Below are 16,357 nucleotides of genomic sequence, written 5' to 3'. Positions count from 1 at the left end.
TTTGGTAGAATAAATTTATAGATAACTAAGACCGGAACATCTTAGCATATCCCTTTACCAATTCCCAAGCCGCCCGGTTTCCAAACACTTTCTGTTCTGCCGTATCAAAGACGAGCAGCCGCACCTGACAGTAGCCTCTCAAAGAAAACCGGTAATTTTTATAATACTTATATTTTCGGATTTTCTTCTTTACGCTGTCCGCAACCGGTTTGTCCGCAAAAAAAATACCGGTGACCAGCGTGTACATGTGGTCGGTATCCGGTACTTCCTTCCCCTCGCGAACCACCTTTGGCTCTATCCATTCTGTCAGGTCCGTCAGAAATGTTTCGACGTCCTGGTCGTTCAGTTCTTCCACCGCTTTAAAATACGCATGCTCATGACAGCTGATCCTCCACAGCTCTGCTTTCTTTGAGAGCACGTATTTTGCGCCGCTCTCGTGGTAGCTTGCACAGGCATCGTATGTATGGCCGTTTACTTCGGACGGCTTTACGATATCGTAGCTCCTCTCGTAGGAATGCAGCAGCCTGTCTCTGATCTCCTGTCCGTTCATGGTTTCCTCCGCTTGATGAAAAAATTTCGCATGAGGACAGTTTAGCACAGTAGTGCAGTGATTTCAAGAAAATATTAAACTTTTCTAAAATTCTTCTTTTAATTTTTGTTATCAAAAAGGAGCAACGCCAAAAATCATTCGGCATTGCTCCTCCATTTGTATTATTTCTGTTCTTTTTCCCGGCGCGGCGGCTTCGGTCCCGCGTACTGGTAAAAGTAGGTTTTCAGCATTCCATTGTAAATTTTACGGTTTTTATCCGCCTTTTTGCCGAGATACCGCTCGGCATCCTCGTAGCTCGTGATCAGATACATCGACCAGGAATCGAGAGCGCGGTACCGCTCTCCTAATGTCTGATACAGGGCCGGAAGATCTTTTTTGTCCTCCAGGCGCTCACCGTACGGCGGGTTGGTAATCAGAAAACCGTATTTTTTCGGGTGCGACAGCTCGGCAACCGGACGCTGCTGGAAATGGATCAGGTGATCCACACCGGCCAGCTTTGCGTTCTCTCTGGCACTCTTGATGACATCTCCGTCGATATCAAAGCCCTGAATATCTGTCTCAATATCGTTCCGGATCCGGTAGCGTGCATCCTCCGCCGCATCCATCCAGCATTTTTTCGGCACGAGGTGCGTCCACTGCTCCGCAAGGAAAGAACGGTTGAGACCCGGTGCAATATCGGCCGCCATCATGGCCGCCTCGATCGGGAACGTACCGCTTCCGCAGAACGGATCGACAAGAATCCGGTCACCCTTCCACGGAGTCAGCATGATAAGTGCTGCGGCAAGGGTCTCGGTGATCGGCGCTTTCGCGGTCAGCTTGCGGTAGCCTCTCTTATGAAGGGAAACGCCGGAGGTATCGAGTCCGATCGTAACCTCGTCTTTTAAAATCGAAACACGGATCGGGTACTGTGCACCGTCCTCCGGGAACCACTCCATGTGGTAGACCTGTTTCAATCGCTCGACAATCGCTTTTTTCATAATCGACTGGATATCGGACGGGCTGAAGAGCTTACTCTTGATGGAGTTTGCCTTCGTTACCCAGAACTTTCCGTTTTTCGGGATAAATTTCTCCCACGGGAGCGCTTTTGTCGCTTCAAAGAGTTCATCGTACGTTTCGGCGTGGACCTGTCCTACTTTGAGCAGGATACGCTCGGTCGTGCGAAGGAACAGGTTGGCGTAGGCGATTCCCTCTGCATCTGCAAGAAACGTTACTTTTCCATCCTCCACGCGCTCGATTTCGTAGCCGAGGTCGAGGATTTCACGTTTCATCACCGCCTCCAGGCCGAAGTGGCACGGGGCGATCAGTTCATATAATTCCATACTCTCCCGTCCCCTCTTATAATGTGAGCTGTTTTACGACGGTGCCGTCAAAGCCTTTGATCGTAAATACGCCGTCCTCGAGGATTGCATAGGTCGGGATATTGCCCTCTTTCGGCAGAGATACAGAACCCGGGTTCAGAAAGGTGTGTGCGCCTTTTTTCTCGGCACGCAGGACGTGGGTATGGCCGTACAGGAAGATATCTCCATCCATCAGCGGCGGCAGATTCTGCTCATTGTAGATGTGGCCATGGCTCATATAGAAGGTATGGCCTCCCTCGATCAGGATGCCGTAATCTGCCAGCACCGGGAACTCCAGTACCATCTGATCTACTTCTGCGTCGCAGTTTCCGCGCACGTTGGTGAGGTACTGTTTTTTCTCATTCAGCATGGCGATGACCTGTTTCGGTGCGTATTCTTTTGGAAGATCGTTTCTCGGGCCGTGATAGAGAAGGTCGCCTAACAGAAACAGGCGGCTTGCGCCCTCTGCCTCGAAGGCTTCCAGCATTTTTCTGCAGTAATAGGCAGAACCGTGAATATCAGATGCAAACATGTATTTCATATCGTGATCTCTCTTTCGTTTTGTGGTTTGGTTTTGTATTGTTTTCTGTTTCATCTTACCGTATCTTTTCCCGCTTGACAAGAAGAAATGTTGGATTGCCGCCCCCTTACAGCTCTTCTCCCGCCACCAGATATCGTCCGCGGTATGCATGCATTCCGCCGATGACCGTTTTGACCTCGTATCCGTTCTCCGCCAGCCGCTTTCCCTCCGCCATGCTCGCGGCACCCCGCTCACAGCAGATCACAAGAATTTTGTCCCGCGGCAGACAGACCCGTTCGAGCAGATGGTCATAGGGAAGATTCACCGCTCCTTTCACATGCCCTTTTTCGTATTCCCGCCGGCTCCGCACATCGATGATCATCGCCCACGGTTTTCCCACGTACCAGTCCAGCTGGTCTGCCGCCAGCAGTGTCATGCCTGCCATATCCTGGTCCCCCTCTCCGGATCTGACTTTCTCTCCTGTTTTATATGTATGCAGAAACCGGCGGCAGAGTCCGTATGGGACCCTCCGCCGGCTTTTTCTGCCGGAATCCCAAGGTTTACTTAGTATTTTTCATACTCATCCTTCTCGTCCTGCTCCCGGTTCTGCTGACCGTAGGATGACATCTCACGGTCTTTCACATGATTGCAGTCTCTGCTGTTCTTCTTGTTTTTGCTGTATTCGCTTTTCTCGTATCCGTTTTTGCTGTACTCGTTTTTGCTGTATTCATTTTTGCTGTATTCATTTTTGCTGTTTCTGGTCATAATCTTGTTTCCTCCTGAATGTTTTTTTGTCCTGCGACATCCTTTAGTATCGCTTTTTCCGCGCAGATTATGCATCCAGAACCCTGTTTTTCCACGGTATCTGTTCCAAAGTGGGGAATGCAAGCCCAAAAATACAGTGTTTTTCCTGCTTTCGGACCACTGCTTTCCAAATTGTGGTAATTTTTTCCAACTTTTGAATTTCGATGTTGCTTTTTCCCGTTATCTGTATTATAATCAATTTTGTAAAAGAATTTACCCTTCATAAATTTTTTTACAATTAATAACCCCTTATTAATTATTTATACTCCCCTTGAAAGATCGGTAGCTCCCCTGCCGGTCTTTCTTTTTGCAATTATTCAGAGCCATGCAAAATTTCAAGAAGAACTGTGAGTCATGCTCGCATGAACGAACAGTTCTTCTTGAAATTTTATATGGCGAGAAGCCACATCGAGATGCAGCGCAGCGGAATCGAGATGTGGCTCTGAATAATTGCAAAAAGGAGGAAAGTCTGCATCAGCAGACTTTCCTCCTTTTTCCCGTTCTGTATATATGATTAGAATTCTACTTTTTCACCTTTTGCCGCTTTTGCTACGGTTCCTGCGAGGACGATCAACGCCATGAGGTTTGGAATTACCATCAGGCCGTTAAAGAGGTCTGACAGGTTCCATACGAGATCCACTTTCAGCAGAGAGCCGAGGAAAACGAACACAACGACGATCAGCGAGAACGGAACGACTGCTTTCTTTCCGAACAGATACTGTACGTTCTGTCTTGCGAAAAAGTACCATCCGACGATGGTCGAGAATGCAAAGAACAGAAGACAGATCGCTACGAACGCCGGTCCGAAGCCTTTGAGGCCGGTTCGGAATGCCGCCTGTGCGACCGGGGTTCCTTTAACACCGGTACTCATCATCTCTTCCAGAACGCCGGAAGAAAGAATAACGAGAGCGGTCATGGTCAGGACAACGAAGGTATCAATAAAGACACCGATCATCGCTACTTCACCCTGATCCTCCGGGTTCTCGACATCGGCAATCGCATGGGCATGCGGGGTGGAACCCATACCGGCTTCATTAGAGAAGAGGCCTCGGGCAACACCGTAACGCATGGCTTTCCGCACGGTAATACCGGCTGCTGCACCAAATACGGCGTCCGGACGGAATGCACAGATAAAGATCGAAGCAATCGCTGACGGCACATGCTGGATGTTGATCAGAATAACAACAAGGGCTCCGACGAGATACAGTGCTGCCATCACCGGAACAACTTTTTCGGTGAAGGATGCGATACGGGAGATACCTCCGATGAAAATGAATGCGGCGAGAACGGCTACAATCACACCCATCACCCATTTCGGTACGGAAAATGCGGTGTAGAACGCATCACTGATGGAGTTCGACTGTACCATATTTCCCATAAAGCCAAGCGCCAGAATAACGGCTACGGCAAAGAAGCCTGCCAGTGCTTTTCCAAACGTTCCCTTGAATGCGTGGGTAATGTAGTAAACCGGTCCTCCGATGACTTCTCCGTTCTCATCGCGGCGTTTGGAGATCTGCGCGAGATACGCCTCGCCGTAGATCGTTGCCATGCCGAAGAACGCAGCAAGCCACATCCAGAAGATGGCTCCCGGGCCGCCGGATACGAGTGCGGTCGCACATCCTGCGATGTTTCCGGTTCCGACCTGTGCGGCGATCGCTGTTGCAAGCGCCTGGAAGGAAGTCATGCCGTCTTTTCCGGCCTTCTTACCCTTTAACGAGAAACCGCCGAAGACGCGGTTCCACGCGGTCTTAAACTTTCTTACCTGTACAAAGCGGGTCCGAACAGAGAAATAAACTCCCGTACCTACCAGCAGAAACAGCAGTACGCTGTTCCAGAGCACATCACTAATCTGCGCAATTGCCTGATTCAATGCATCCATTTTCTTTTCTCCCTTTCCATTCGACGTATGGTCTGAACGATGTGGATCACACATCCGCACCGTTTTGAGAAAAAAAATACCATCTCCTGCGGGACTTTTCCTGCAGAACATGGCTCTGATTGAAAAATACAGCAAAAAACCGCGCTTCCGGAATTTTTTCGTTTCTGCGCACCGCTTTTTTTGTTCCGCGGCTGTTCTTCTTCTGTATCTTTTTTGACTCTGTCCTTTTGCCTGAGAGATTCTGCATCGCTGCATTGCACCTTCGGCACTCTTTTCAAGAGCTTCTCCAGAGACCACTCCGTTTTTAGTCCTCGCCGTCTCCCGTCCGTTCTTGTTTTAAGAAGAGAACCAGCACCTGAAAGTTTTACTTCTTCGGTCGTGCACCTTTCAAAAATTAAATTTCCAAAGGCTCTCCGCACATTTTCTAAAAACTTCTACGTCTTTTTTTATTTTTGTAAAACTATAGCACCTGTGATAGGATTCGTCAATACCCCATGCCGTATTTTTTTCAGAATATTGCAAAAACATATAAAAAATCAGCAGATCTGCGCGCGCACGCCTCAAAATCGCATGCGCGGCACAGATCTGCTGTTCTCTTTTCCAAATATCTTTTATGACGCCTGGAACTGGCTGTTGTACAGATTGTAGTAGAAGCCTTTCTTCTCAAGAAGCTCCTCATGGCGTCCCTGCTCGATAATCTTTCCGTCTTTCATGACGAGGATCAGCGAAGCATTGCGGATCGTGGACAGACGGTGGGCAACGACGAAACTCGTTCTGCCCTGCATCAGCTTGTCAAACGCCTCCTGAACCTGCAGTTCGGTACGGGTATCGATGCTGGAGGTCGCCTCGTCGAGGATCAGCATCGGCGGCAGGCAGAGCATGACACGGGTGATACAAAGAAGCTGTTTCTGCCCCTGGCTGATGCTGTCTTCGCTGAGAACCGTGTCAAGTCCCTTCGGCAGACGCTTGATAAACTCCCAGCTGTGTGCCTCTTTGGCCGCATTGATGATCTCCTCTTCCGTCGCATCCGGCTTTCCGAAGCTGATGTTGTCGCGCACGGTTCCCTGTTTGATCCAGGTATCCTGCAGCACCATACCAAAGCAGCTGCGGAGCGCATGGCGGGACAGTTCGTCGATCGGCTTTCCGTCGATGCAGACCTTTCCGGCATCGACATCATAGAAGCGCATCAGCAGGTTGATAAACGTCGTCTTTCCGCATCCGGTCGGGCCGACAATGGCAACACGCATGCCCGGCTGTACGTCAAGATTAAAGTTCTCGATCAGTTTTTTCTCTTTGTCATAACTAAATGCTACATCATCGATCGTCACATTTCCCGTCACGGTACCGATCATTTCGGCCGGGTCTGCACTCTCCTCTTTCTCTTCCAGAAGAGCAAAGATACGGCCTGCGCAGGCAAGCGCGTTCTGCATCTCGGTGATAACGGAACTGATATCATTGAACGGTTTCATATACTGGTTTGCGTACGACAGCAGAACGGAAAGTCCGCCGACAGTCAGCGCACCGCCCGGGATCATGAAAGCTCCCACAAGGGCAACACCGGCATAGATCACGTTGTTGACAAAACGGGTAGACGGGTTCGTTAAGGAACTGTAGAACACGGCCTGCTGGCTGTATTTCTGCAGATCTTTGTTGATCTCTGCAAAACGCTCGGAAGCTTTTTCCTCATAGCCGAACGCTTTGACTACTTTCTGGTTTCCGATCATCTCATCGATGAGTGCGGTCTGTTTTCCTCTCGTCTCACTCTGTTTCTGGAACATTTTGAACGAGCGGCCGGAAATAAATTTTGCCACGAAGAAGCTCAGAGGTGTCAGGCAGATCACAAGAAGGGTGATCCATACGTTCTTCGAGAACATGAAAAACAGTGTCACAATAATGGTTACGATGCCGGAGAACAGCTGCGTAAAGCCAAGCAGAAGACCGTCCGATAAGATATCGGTATCTGCGATAACACGGCTTACGATGTCTCCGGAGCTGTGCTGATCCAGATAGGACAGCGGCAGCACCTGGATATGACGGATCGCCTGGGAACGAAGGTCGCGCACGATGCGGTACGTCATACGGTTGTTGATCAGGTTCATGATCCATGCGGAAAGTGCGGAAACGAGGGTAAAGAATACGATTCGTTTCAGATAGAACCACATCTCCGGGAAATTGACCTGGTGGGCTGCAACGACCTCATCGATCGCATCGCCGAACAGGATCGGAATATAAAGCTGTAAAATAACGGTAACCGCAGCCAGGACAATACTAAGGCCTAAGAAAATTTTATAATTTCCGATAAACGCCATCAGCTTTTTCATGACCTGCATGCCGCTTTTTCCGGACTTGTTTTCTGTCTTTTTCATGCGATCACCCCGCTTTCGTTGTTATAAGCTGCACGCTCTTCCGGGAACTGGGAGAAGTAAATCTCGCGGTAAACCTCGCAGGTTTTCATCAGCTCGTCGTGTGTGCCGTTTCCTTCGAGCGTACCATTTCCAAGGACGAGGATCTGGTCTGCCTGACGGATGCCGGCGATTCGCTGGGATACGAGGAAGGTTGTCGTGTTTCCTTCGAGATTGTGGACGGCTTTGCGGAGTTTTGCATCCGTTGCAAAGTCAAGCGCACTCGAGCTGTCGTCCAGAATCAGGATTTCCGGTTTTTTTACCAGCGCACGCGCAATAGAAAGACGCTGTTTCTGTCCGCCGGAGAGGTTCTTTCCATTCTGCTCCAGCATAAAATCGAGCTGATCCTGTTTGCCTTCTACGACTTCTTTCGCCTGGGCTGTGGTGAGCGCCTCCCAGATTTCTGCATCGGTGGCGTCCTCTTTGCCCCACTTCATATTGTCGCGGATGCTGCCTTTAAAGAGCACTGCTCTCTGCTGAACAACACCGACTTTATTGCAGAGCTCTTCTTTCGTGTAATTCTTTACATTCTCGCCGTCTACCATGACGTCACCGCTGGTCGCATCGTAGAAACGGGAAATCAGGCTGACCAGCGTCGATTTTCCGCTTCCGGTACCGCCGATGATTCCGATGGTCTGTCCGCGTTTTGCGGTAAAGCTGATATCCGATAAGCTCTCTGCGCCGGCTCCTGCATAGGTGAAGCTGACATTTTTAAATGTAACAGCTGCATCGCCAGTTACTTTCTTTGCAGCGCCGCCTTTTGCCGGGTAGTTCATGGTTGTCGGAACCGTCAGTACGCCGGAGACACGCTCTGCACAGGCAACGGATTTGTTTAAGGTGATGATGAGCGATGCCAGTTTGATCAGTTCCACGATGATCTGCAGCATGTAGTTGTAAAGTGCGACAACCTGTCCCTGCTGCATACTGCCGATGTTAACCTGAAGGCCTGCCTGCCAGATCAGGACAACGGCTGCGATGTTGATGAGGACATAGGTCAGCGGATTTAACAGTGCGGAAATTTTTCCGACAAACTCGTTCAGACAAGTCAGCTCATCGTTGCTCTTTTCGAAATCGGCAACAGACTGCTCCTCACGGCAGAACGCACGGATGACACGGACACCGTTCAGATTTTCTCTTGTCATTCCGGTGACGCGGTCGAGTGCCGCCTGTACCTTTTTGAACAGCGGGATGCTGACCAGCATAATGCCGAATACAGCAACGAACAGGATCGGAATAGTAACCAGGAATACGATGGCACATTTTACGTTGACGGTAAATGCCATCACAACGGAACCGAATACGATAAACGGACTCCGCAGCAGCAGACGCAGACCCATGTTGATTCCGTTCTGCACCTGGTTGATATCGTTGATCAGACGGGTGATCAGCGTATCGGTTCCAATGGTATCCAGCTCCGTAAAGGACAGAGCCTGGATGTGATCAAAGACCGCCTGGCGAAGCTCGGTTGCACAGCCGACGCTCGCTTTTGCCGCGAAATACTGCGCGGTGAAGCTGCAGCAAAGTCCGACTGCCGCCATCAGAACGAGGATTCCAAAACGGCTGACGATGTACGGACGGTTATTGCCTGCGATACCCACATCGATGATCTGGGCAACAACCATCGGCACCAGAAGGTCGAATACGACTTCCAGAAGCTTGAACAAAGGAGCGATGATGCTCTCTTTTTTGTAGTGCTTCAAGTAGACTCCAAGACTTTTCATCTTCTTTTTCACTCTCCATTTCTTTGTTTCTTGACATTGACAGTATAATCTCATATGATTAATACGAATAGTATTGTTTTTATAGCTTAGTGATATAATTTTAATATCATAGATAATTTCACGAAAGGAAGTCTCTTATGGAACTGCGCCAGCTTGAATATTTCCGCGTCATCGCCGAAACCGAAAGTATTCACGAGGCCGCCCGCCGCCTCAACATGTCCCAGCCGCCGCTCAGCTACCAGTTAAAACAGCTCGAAACGGAACTGAACGTCATCCTGTTTGAACGCACCCGCCAGGGTGTCCGTCTGACGGAGGCCGGAAAACTGCTGTACGACCGCTCCGCCAGCCTGCTCGAGTACGTGAAATCGACGGAGCTTGAGGTCGCAAAGGTCGGCAAAAAGCGGGTTCTCCGACTTGGCATCACACCGACCACAGTTGCGACAATCATGCCGTGTGTCTCGCTTTTTTCCCGCCGCAATCCCGACGTCAACTTCGAAGTACATGACGGCATCACCTACACCCTGTACCGCTATCTGATGGACGGCATCATTGATATTTCCATTGCCCGCACGCCGCTGCGGCTCGATGATGTCGACTATAAAATTTTAAGCTCTGAACCTATGATTGCCGTTTCTTCCAAAGATATGCTTCCCGAGAAGAACGGAGCGCTAAAACTTTCGGACCTTTTAAATATTCCACTTATCATCTACCGCCGGTACGAGGCACTTATCATGGATGCATTCCACTCGCGCGGCATGGAACCGGATCTCTTCTGTGTCTGCGACGATCCCCGCGGCGCGATGCTCTGGGCAAAGGAAGGCCTTGCCACTGCCATTTTCCCGCAGTCCATGAGCTCTCTCTGCCAGGGACTCCGCATCCAGCCGCTCGCAGAAAGCGACCTGGAAACGCAGATCGCCGTGATCTGGAAAAAGGGGCGGAAACTCTCTCCGCTTCTGCAGGACTTTGTCGATGCCTGCATGGAGAGCATATTATAATAGAAGAAGTCCGCTGCGCCGGTCTCTTTTTCAGGGATCAGCACAGCGGACTTCTTTTTTTTATTTCTCATTCTTTTTACTGCACAAACAGCAGCGCGATATTCAGCAGTGTCACAATCACTGCAATCGCAAACAGGGCAATTTTCAGCTGCAGACTGTTCGCGTATTTTCCCATGACTTTTTTCGAGGACGTCAGATAAATCTGTGTAAATACCGTAATCGGGAGCTGCATTCCAAGGAACATCTGTGAATAGAGAAGGCCCTGGAACGGGGAATCAATCAGAAGAATGACCGCTGCGGCCGGGATCATGGTAAGAAGGATTCCCCAGCGTGTCTCCTTACTCTTGATCTCATACGGCTTGTTAAAAATCCCCGAAAAAATCGTTCCGCCCGCCATTCCCGCGGTGATGCTCGATGAAATTCCGGCGAGCAGAAGCGCTGCTGCAAAAATCACCGATGCGGCATTTCCAAGGAGCGGTATCAGCATCTTTCCCGCCGTTGCGAGATCATCCACCTGCTTTGCATTCTGCGGCTGGAAAAACGTTGCGGCCGCCATCAGGATCATTGCACTGTTGATGGCCCATCCGATGATCATGGAAAACAGGGTGTCTTTGAACTCATACTTTAACTGGCGCGCAATCACCTCATCATCCTCAAGATTCCACTGGCGGCTCTGAATAATTTCCGAGTGGAGAAACAGGTTGTGCGGCATGACGACCGCACCGAGGACGCTTAAGATGACCGGCATTGAGTGCTCTGGAAACGACGGTTTTACCCAGCCGACAGCCGCCTGCGCCCAGTCGATATCGGCGATCCAGACCTCAAAGAGGAACGAAAAGCCGATCAGCGAGACAAACACAATGATCAGTTTTTCAATCCGTTTGTAAGCACTTGTAAACTCACAGATCAGAACCAGCACGAGAATCATCATGCTGCCGAGCTTGATCGGAATGCCGAACAGCATCTGGAGCGAAATCGCACCGCCGAGGATCTCCGCCATTGCGGTCGCCACCGCTGCCATCATCGCCGTCGCAAGAATCGTGTTTTTCAGCCACGCAGGCAGATAGAGGCTCGCCGCCTCCGAGAGGCACTTTCCCGTGACAATGCCGAGATGCGCCGCATTGTGCTGCAGAAAAATCAGCATGATCGTGGACAGGGTGACCATCCACAGAAGCTCGTAGCCGTAACCCGATCCGGCGGCAATGTTGGATGCCCAGTTTCCCGGGTCGATAAAACCGACCGTGACAAGAAGTCCCGGGCCGAGATAGCGGAGAAAATTCATGCCCGCCGTCTCTTTTCGTTTTCGATTTTGTTTCATATTCTTTCCTTTCTGACAATTTGATGCGGAACCGGCCCATCCAGAACCGGCAGAAATCGTTTTGTTGTGGTTTTGGTTGCTTTAGTTAGTTGCAACTAACTGCATTGTACATGGGATTTTTCAAAAAGTCAAATTCTGTTTTCTCTTTCTTGTGCTTCATCGTCCGCTGTGCTACAATAAAACTGCTTATTTTGAACTAAAAGGAGAATTTTTATCATGATACGACTTGCCGTCCCGGAGGATTTTACTTCGATCATGTCAATCTATGCGTACGCCCGCTCTTTTATGCAGGAAACCGGAAATCCGAATCAGTGGGGAAACCATTTTCCGCCGGAGGAGCTGATTCACAACAGAATCCGTGACAAACAGCTTTTTGTCCTGGAAGAAAACGGCACGCTGTACGGCGCGTTTGCCTTCATCATCGGTGAGGATCCGACGTATCTGCAGATCGACGACGGCTCCTGGCTCTCCGATGCGCCGTATGGCACGATCCACCAGGTTGCCTCAGACGGAACAATCCACGGATTTTTCTCCCAGATCGTCGATTACTGCTGGACACAGATCCCGCACCTGCGCGTCGATACGCATACGGACAATCAAATCATGCAGCATCTGATCCAGAAAAACGGATTTGAACGGCGCGGCATCATCTACGTACTGAACCACTCTCCGCGGATTGCATTTGAGCGCGTAAAATAAAACACCAAACGAAAACACCGGATCGTCACCGCTTCGCAGACTTTTCAGCCGCGGAATCACCGTTGGATCCAGGTAATATAAGGATCCGACGACCTGTCCCATCATCCCCTTTTTCGATCTTTCGTGTGTCATTTTTTTACCAACCTTACATCTTCTTACTCTTCAGTATACACTTGCCCGTACCGAAATACAAAGAAAATCCGCTTTTTCCCCTCTGTTTCTGCACATTCCTTTGTGCAGAATACAGATGCAGAAAAAACGGATTTTCTTTTGCATTTTTCTTTATGCGTGGATTCCTCTGTTCTCGTCTCCAGTCTCGTTTACGCCGAATTCGTAATCATTGCCCGGCAGAATCATGTTCAGCAGGATTCCTGCGATGGCTGCAATGGCAAGTGCAGTCAGGGTGACGGTCGTTCCGCCGATCGTAAAGGAGAGACCGTTGCTGAAGCCCAGTCCGCAGACAAAGATGACTCCCGCGATGATCAGGTTTCTCGATTTGGTCAGGTCTACTTTATTCTCTACCACGTTGCGCACACCGATGGCAGAAATCATACCGTACAGCATGAAGCTGACGCCTCCGATGATAGAGGACGGCATGGTGCTGATGAGTGCCGATACCTTCGGAATGAAGCTGACGATAATCGCAAAGACTGCGGCAATACGGATGACTCTCGGGTCATGTACGCGGCTCAATTCCAGAACGCCGGTGTTCTCGCCGTACGTCGTGTTGGCCGGTCCGCCGATGAAACCTGCCATTGCGGTTGCAAGACCATCACCGAGCAGGGTTCTGTGCAGGCCCGGATCAGAAAGGAAGTTCTCTCCTACGGTTGCAGAGATCGCCGACATATCACCGACATGCTCCATCATGGTCGCGATCGCGATCGGTGCCATGATCATAATGCTGGTCAGATCGAATTTGCAGAGCTGCAGCGGCGGAAGTCCGACGATGCCTGCCTGTGCAACCGGCGCAAAGTTGATGATCACGGATCCGTCCGGATTTTTGATGCCGAGTGCATTCAGGACAACTGCCACAGCGTAGGCAATCACAACGCCCATCAGAATCGGAATGATTTTGAACATTCCTTTTCCCCAGATGTTGAAAATGATGATGACTGCCAGCGCAACCAGTGCCAGGAACCAGTTCGTCGAAGCATTATTAATGGCGGAACCAGCAAGGCTGAGGCCAATGCAGATGATAACCGGACCTGTGACAACCGGCGGCAGGTAGCGCATCACGCGTTTGACGCCGACCATGCGGATGATCAAGGCAAAAATCAGGTACAGAAGACCTGCTACCACAATACCTCCGCAGGCATAGGCTGCCTTGTCGTTGACACTCATGCTGGCATATTTTCCGGTATTCAGGTTTGCAACAGCGGCGAAACCGCTTAAGAATGCAAACGAAGAACCAAGAAATGCCGGTACTTTAAATTTCGCGCACAGATGGAACAGCAGCGTTCCAAAGCCGGCGCAGAACAGTGTGACGGATACGGTAAGACCGCGGGACGGCCCCTCGCCGCATGCATCTACAAAGTAGCTGTTTACCAGAATCGGCACCAGAATGGTTGCACCGAACATGGCAAACATGTGCTGCAATCCGAGAATCAGCATTTTAAGAATGCCGAGCTTTCTCGCATCGCGGATGACTCCATTAGACTCGTTCATACGTCTCTCCCTCTCTTTTGTTTTTCCCTCCCATTATAGGCGTTATATTCTGGAAATACAAGCGAAAGATTCCGTTCCGCACGCTTTAATTTTCAAACGGGCGGACACGAAGGGTAACACCTAATTCATCGCAGATTTCCCGGCATTTCTGAATCTTTTCTTCCGGCATAACTTTCTCGACAACGGTCATCACAACATTCGGCACATACTGTTTTGCAAGTACTGCAAACTCCTTGATCGCCTCGTACGACTGGATGCCGAATTTCGACCGTGTGAGCTCCAGAAATTCTTTTTCATCCGGCGCGTTTAAAGAGATCGAGACGGTATCAAATCTTCCCTTTAATTCCGGGGTGACATCTCTTCCATAGATCAGGTTGGCAAGACCGATCGTATTCAGACGCACTTTCAGGTTCGGATACGTTTCTTTTAAGGAATCGATCACCCGACAGACATCCTCAAGCCGCTCAAGCGGTTCTCCAAAGCCGCAGAAGACCAGTTCATTGATCACGTTCAGATCGTACTGTGCGAACAGCTCCAGCATCGTCTCAACGGATGGCTCGCCCTCTTTTAACCACAGTGTATTTCCCTCCTGCTGCTGTTTCGTCTGGCGCAGACAGAACACACAGCTGCACGGGCATTTGTTTGTCATGTTGACATAGACATTTTTTCCGGTAAGATCGCCGCTCTTTGCAAGGTCGAGATACCCTTCCTCGCCGACGGCTCCGGTTACAGTATATAAATACATTACGCTTCCTCCGTTAAGTCCTTCATAAACATTTCAAAGCAGAGTCCCCAGTAGCTCGGCACTTCGTTTTCTTCGCAGTAGCGGATGCATTTCGATACGTAATCCGCCGCCTTTTTCACCGACTCGTACAGGCTGTGGCCGTTCAGATACATGCCTGCGATAATTGCCGCAATGACATCTCCCGTACCGCTCCGGTCGCCGCCGATGCGGTCTACCATGACAATCTGGAAGTCTTCGCCTTTGTTATAGATAAAGTTGGCAATCTGCGTCTGGTTAAAGTGGATGCCCGTCACCACGATGTGTTTCGGTCCCCGCTCCGCCAGTTTTCCGCACATCTCTTTCAGCTCCTCAATCGAAGCCCCGTTCTCCGGATACGGCGCATCGGTCAGTGTGCAGAGCTCTGTCAGGTTCGGCGTGATGATATCCGCGTAGTGAACCAGTTCTTTCATCTTTTCGCACATCTCTTTCGTGTACGTCCGATACAGCTTCCCATAGTCTCCCATGACCGGATCGACGATGACAAAGTTGCGGTCCGTCTTAAAATGGCGGATAAAATCAAGCACGATATCCACCTGCTGTTCCGATCCTAAGAAGCCGGTCGAGATCGCATCGAAATCGAGCTTCAGATCCTTATAGGTCTGAATGTAATCCTTCATCCGGTCAGTATAATCATCAAAGTAATACGTCGGAAACTGCGTGTGTGCTGAGAGAATTGCGGTCGGAACTGCCACCGCCTGAATCCTCAGCGCCGACACGATCGGCGCCATCACAGCCGTCGAGCACCGGCCAAAGCCTGTCAGATCGTTAATCAGTGCTATCTTTTTCTGTTTTTCCATGTTGTTCTCCTCTTTTTTTCAGGATGCCTCCGCATCTGTTTTATGTCTATTTTTGCACACTCGCGTCTTATTTACAAGTTTTTTCCAGACAAAAAGAAAAGGGACTGTCGGGAAATAGACCGCCCCGTATGTAAAATGATCGGATAACTGAATTTTGTCTTTTTTCTGATTCATTTCTGCTCTCTCTTTAAAGTTTTTCCGTCTCCTCGCGCAGCGCTGCCGTCAGCTTTCTTGTCATCTCAAGATAGCTGTTCAGCTCTTCTGCCGAGAGTTTTCCATATGCACGGATCTCCGCCCCGCGCAGCCGGTCCGTCGTATTTTTCTCCAGTTCCCGTCCGGCATCCGTCAGCAGAATCCTCTTTTTGTTCCGCGTTCCCGGGATGAGCTCGAGCTCCACAAGGCCTATATCACAGAAAATTCCGCCTGTGCCTTCCACGCCCTCGAACACGCCGCTTCCCACAACCGGGAATGCATCATAGTCCTGCAGTCTCTCCGTCTCTTCTACGGTCAGCCCCGCAAGCGCATTGTAGTGCACCGGCAGTGTCTCGCCGAACGGAACGTTGTTGTCCGCATCTTTCACGGCGTGGCGGTACGTCACGATTACGGTTCCGCCGGATCGAGCAGAATGCTCTGGCGCTGGATACGGAACGATGCCAGGGAATCGTAATCGTACACGATCGCCACCTCGTTCTTCACCGGAGCCTCCATCGCCTCTTCGTATTTTTTCATATCACGGAAGAAACTCTGTATGTCTTACCAGTCCCTGATCGTCAATGCCGAACGCATAGCTGTTGGATCTGGTCTGCAGCAGGAAAATATTTTCGGAATGATTGATCACAATACCCATTTTCGCTTTCCCCATTTCTCTATCTTGTATCTTTCCTTT

17 protein-coding genes and 1 riboswitch are annotated in these 16,357 nt (G+C 50.1%); of the genes, 2 read left to right on the top strand and 15 right to left on the bottom strand.

All coding sequences use genetic code 11. The features are described from left to right. Window positions 1-25: 25 nt before the first annotated feature. From DWX32_RS17015 to DWX32_RS16975, 8 genes are all read right to left on the bottom strand, one after another. Window positions 26-550: a hypothetical protein gene (locus DWX32_RS17015; RefSeq protein WP_055219714.1), complete on the bottom strand. Its 525-nt coding sequence runs from the start codon at window positions 548-550 to the stop codon at window positions 26-28. A gap of 161 nt (window positions 551-711) precedes the next feature. After that, complete coding sequence (locus DWX32_RS17010; RefSeq protein WP_022462631.1) at window positions 712-1,869, bottom strand: THUMP domain-containing class I SAM-dependent RNA methyltransferase; 1,158 nt, start codon at window positions 1,867-1,869, stop codon at window positions 712-714. A 16-nt stretch (window positions 1,870-1,885) separates the two neighbouring features. Beyond that, entirely contained in the window at window positions 1,886-2,428 is a 543-nt protein-coding gene (gene yfcE, locus DWX32_RS17005) for a phosphodiesterase (protein ID WP_022462632.1), read from the bottom strand. 106 nt (window positions 2,429-2,534) lie between these two features. Then, a complete protein-coding gene (locus tag DWX32_RS17000) occupies window positions 2,535-2,852 on the bottom strand; it encodes a rhodanese-like domain-containing protein (protein WP_243001874.1) in 318 nt (105 codons plus the stop codon). A gap of 119 nt (window positions 2,853-2,971) precedes the next feature. Continuing rightward, window positions 2,972-3,172 carry a hypothetical protein gene (locus DWX32_RS16995; RefSeq protein WP_118594600.1) on the bottom strand — a complete coding sequence of 67 codons (201 nt, stop codon included), beginning with the start codon at window positions 3,170-3,172 and terminating at the stop codon, window positions 2,972-2,974. Between the two features lie 553 nt (window positions 3,173-3,725). Next, window positions 3,726-5,090: an alanine/glycine:cation symporter family protein gene (locus DWX32_RS16985; protein WP_022462635.1), complete on the bottom strand. Its 1,365-nt coding sequence runs from the start codon at window positions 5,088-5,090 to the stop codon at window positions 3,726-3,728. A gap of 209 nt (window positions 5,091-5,299) precedes the next feature. After that, a riboswitch (glycine riboswitch) is annotated at window positions 5,300-5,390 on the bottom strand. A 311-nt stretch (window positions 5,391-5,701) separates the two neighbouring features. Next, window positions 5,702-7,411, bottom strand: coding sequence for an ABC transporter ATP-binding protein (locus DWX32_RS16980; protein ID WP_118660710.1), 1,710 nt, complete (start codon window positions 7,409-7,411; stop codon window positions 5,702-5,704). Between the two features lie 41 nt (window positions 7,412-7,452). Next, window positions 7,453-9,213, bottom strand: a complete 1,761-nt coding sequence (locus DWX32_RS16975; RefSeq protein ID WP_118660690.1) for an ABC transporter ATP-binding protein — start codon at window positions 9,211-9,213, stop codon at window positions 7,453-7,455. 137 nt (window positions 9,214-9,350) lie between these two features. Here DWX32_RS16975 and DWX32_RS16970 point away from each other — a divergent pair, with 137 nt between their 5' ends. Continuing rightward, window positions 9,351-10,208: a LysR family transcriptional regulator gene (locus tag DWX32_RS16970; protein WP_118594599.1), complete on the top strand. Its 858-nt coding sequence runs from the start codon at window positions 9,351-9,353 to the stop codon at window positions 10,206-10,208. A 76-nt stretch (window positions 10,209-10,284) separates the two neighbouring features. On the opposite strand, the gene DWX32_RS16965 is transcribed toward DWX32_RS16970, so the two are convergent. After that, a complete protein-coding gene (locus tag DWX32_RS16965; protein WP_118660688.1) occupies window positions 10,285-11,526 on the bottom strand; it encodes an Nramp family divalent metal transporter in 1,242 nt (413 codons plus the stop codon). A 216-nt stretch (window positions 11,527-11,742) separates the two neighbouring features. Between DWX32_RS16965 and DWX32_RS16960 the strand changes: the two genes are divergently transcribed. Further along, window positions 11,743-12,225, top strand: coding sequence for an N-acetyltransferase (locus tag DWX32_RS16960; protein WP_118660686.1), 483 nt, complete (start codon window positions 11,743-11,745; stop codon window positions 12,223-12,225). Between the two features lie 282 nt (window positions 12,226-12,507). Here the strand turns inward: DWX32_RS16960 and DWX32_RS16955 are convergent, their stop codons facing one another. The 6 genes from DWX32_RS16955 to DWX32_RS20495 all read right to left on the bottom strand — a co-directional run bounded on the left by DWX32_RS16955 (window position 12,508) and on the right by DWX32_RS20495 (window position 16,333). Next, window positions 12,508-13,890 (bottom strand): uracil-xanthine permease family protein, encoded by a 1,383-nt coding sequence (locus DWX32_RS16955; protein ID WP_118660684.1) that lies wholly within the window; start codon window positions 13,888-13,890, stop codon window positions 12,508-12,510. Window positions 13,891-13,975: 85 nt separating this feature from the next. Beyond that, window positions 13,976-14,635: a TatD family nuclease-associated radical SAM protein gene (locus tag DWX32_RS16950; RefSeq protein ID WP_117760508.1), complete on the bottom strand. Its 660-nt coding sequence runs from the start codon at window positions 14,633-14,635 to the stop codon at window positions 13,976-13,978. After that, window positions 14,635-15,471 carry a pyridoxamine kinase gene (locus tag DWX32_RS16945; protein ID WP_118660682.1) on the bottom strand — a complete coding sequence of 279 codons (837 nt, stop codon included), beginning with the start codon at window positions 15,469-15,471 and terminating at the stop codon, window positions 14,635-14,637. Before DWX32_RS16945 ends, DWX32_RS16950 begins: the two co-directional genes overlap by 1 nt. A gap of 187 nt (window positions 15,472-15,658) precedes the next feature. After that, window positions 15,659-16,069 (bottom strand): hypothetical protein, encoded by a 411-nt coding sequence (locus DWX32_RS16940; protein ID WP_117760510.1) that lies wholly within the window; start codon window positions 16,067-16,069, stop codon window positions 15,659-15,661. A gap of 2 nt (window positions 16,070-16,071) precedes the next feature. Continuing rightward, window positions 16,072-16,200 (bottom strand): hypothetical protein, encoded by a 129-nt coding sequence (locus DWX32_RS20500; RefSeq protein WP_256372840.1) that lies wholly within the window; start codon window positions 16,198-16,200, stop codon window positions 16,072-16,074. Window position 16,201: 1 nt separating this feature from the next. Further along, window positions 16,202-16,333 (bottom strand): hypothetical protein, encoded by a 132-nt coding sequence (locus tag DWX32_RS20495; RefSeq protein ID WP_256372640.1) that lies wholly within the window; start codon window positions 16,331-16,333, stop codon window positions 16,202-16,204. Window positions 16,334-16,357: the final 24 nt, after the last annotated feature.

It is taken from the genome of Blautia sp. AF19-13LB (assembly GCF_003479105.1).
Taxonomy (GTDB): Bacteria; Bacillota; Clostridia; order Lachnospirales; family Lachnospiraceae; genus Fusicatenibacter; species Fusicatenibacter saccharivorans.
The sequence above is the reverse complement of the archived record's forward strand: the minus strand, read 5'-3'. Positions and strand labels throughout refer to the sequence as shown.

What these genes read in the sequence shown, in the direction of transcription:
- DWX32_RS16945 (WP_118660682.1), bottom strand. Translation starts at nt 15,471, where the DNA reads ATGGAAAAACAGAAAAAGATAGCACTGATTAACGATCTGACAGGCTTT.
- DWX32_RS16995 (WP_118594600.1), bottom strand. Translation starts at nt 3,172, where the DNA reads ATGACCAGAAACAGCAAAAATGAATACAGCAAAAATGAATACAGCAAA.
- DWX32_RS17015 (WP_055219714.1), bottom strand. Translation starts at nt 550, where the DNA reads ATGAACGGACAGGAGATCAGAGACAGGCTGCTGCATTCCTACGAGAGG.
- DWX32_RS16970 (WP_118594599.1), top strand. Translation starts at nt 9,351, where the DNA reads ATGGAACTGCGCCAGCTTGAATATTTCCGCGTCATCGCCGAAACCGAA.
- DWX32_RS17000 (WP_243001874.1), bottom strand. Translation starts at nt 2,852, where the DNA reads ATGGCAGGCATGACACTGCTGGCGGCAGACCAGCTGGACTGGTACGTG.
- DWX32_RS16975 (WP_118660690.1), bottom strand. Translation starts at nt 9,213, where the DNA reads ATGAAAAGTCTTGGAGTCTACTTGAAGCACTACAAAAAAGAGAGCATC.
- DWX32_RS16980 (WP_118660710.1), bottom strand. Translation starts at nt 7,411, where the DNA reads ATGAAAAAGCTGATGGCGTTTATCGGAAATTATAAAATTTTCTTAGGC.
- DWX32_RS16965 (WP_118660688.1), bottom strand. Translation starts at nt 11,526, where the DNA reads ATGAAACAAAATCGAAAACGAAAAGAGACGGCGGGCATGAATTTTCTC.
- DWX32_RS16960 (WP_118660686.1), top strand. Translation starts at nt 11,743, where the DNA reads ATGATACGACTTGCCGTCCCGGAGGATTTTACTTCGATCATGTCAATC.
- DWX32_RS17010 (WP_022462631.1), bottom strand. Translation starts at nt 1,869, where the DNA reads ATGGAATTATATGAACTGATCGCCCCGTGCCACTTCGGCCTGGAGGCG.
- DWX32_RS16955 (WP_118660684.1), bottom strand. Translation starts at nt 13,890, where the DNA reads ATGAACGAGTCTAATGGAGTCATCCGCGATGCGAGAAAGCTCGGCATT.
- DWX32_RS16950 (WP_117760508.1), bottom strand. Translation starts at nt 14,635, where the DNA reads ATGTATTTATATACTGTAACCGGAGCCGTCGGCGAGGAAGGGTATCTC.
- DWX32_RS16985 (WP_022462635.1), bottom strand. Translation starts at nt 5,090, where the DNA reads ATGGATGCATTGAATCAGGCAATTGCGCAGATTAGTGATGTGCTCTGG.
- DWX32_RS20495 (WP_256372640.1), bottom strand. Translation starts at nt 16,333, where the DNA reads ATGGGGAAAGCGAAAATGGGTATTGTGATCAATCATTCCGAAAATATT.
- yfcE (WP_022462632.1), bottom strand. Translation starts at nt 2,428, where the DNA reads ATGAAATACATGTTTGCATCTGATATTCACGGTTCTGCCTATTACTGC.
- DWX32_RS20500 (WP_256372840.1), bottom strand. Translation starts at nt 16,200, where the DNA reads ATGAAAAAATACGAAGAGGCGATGGAGGCTCCGGTGAAGAACGAGGTG.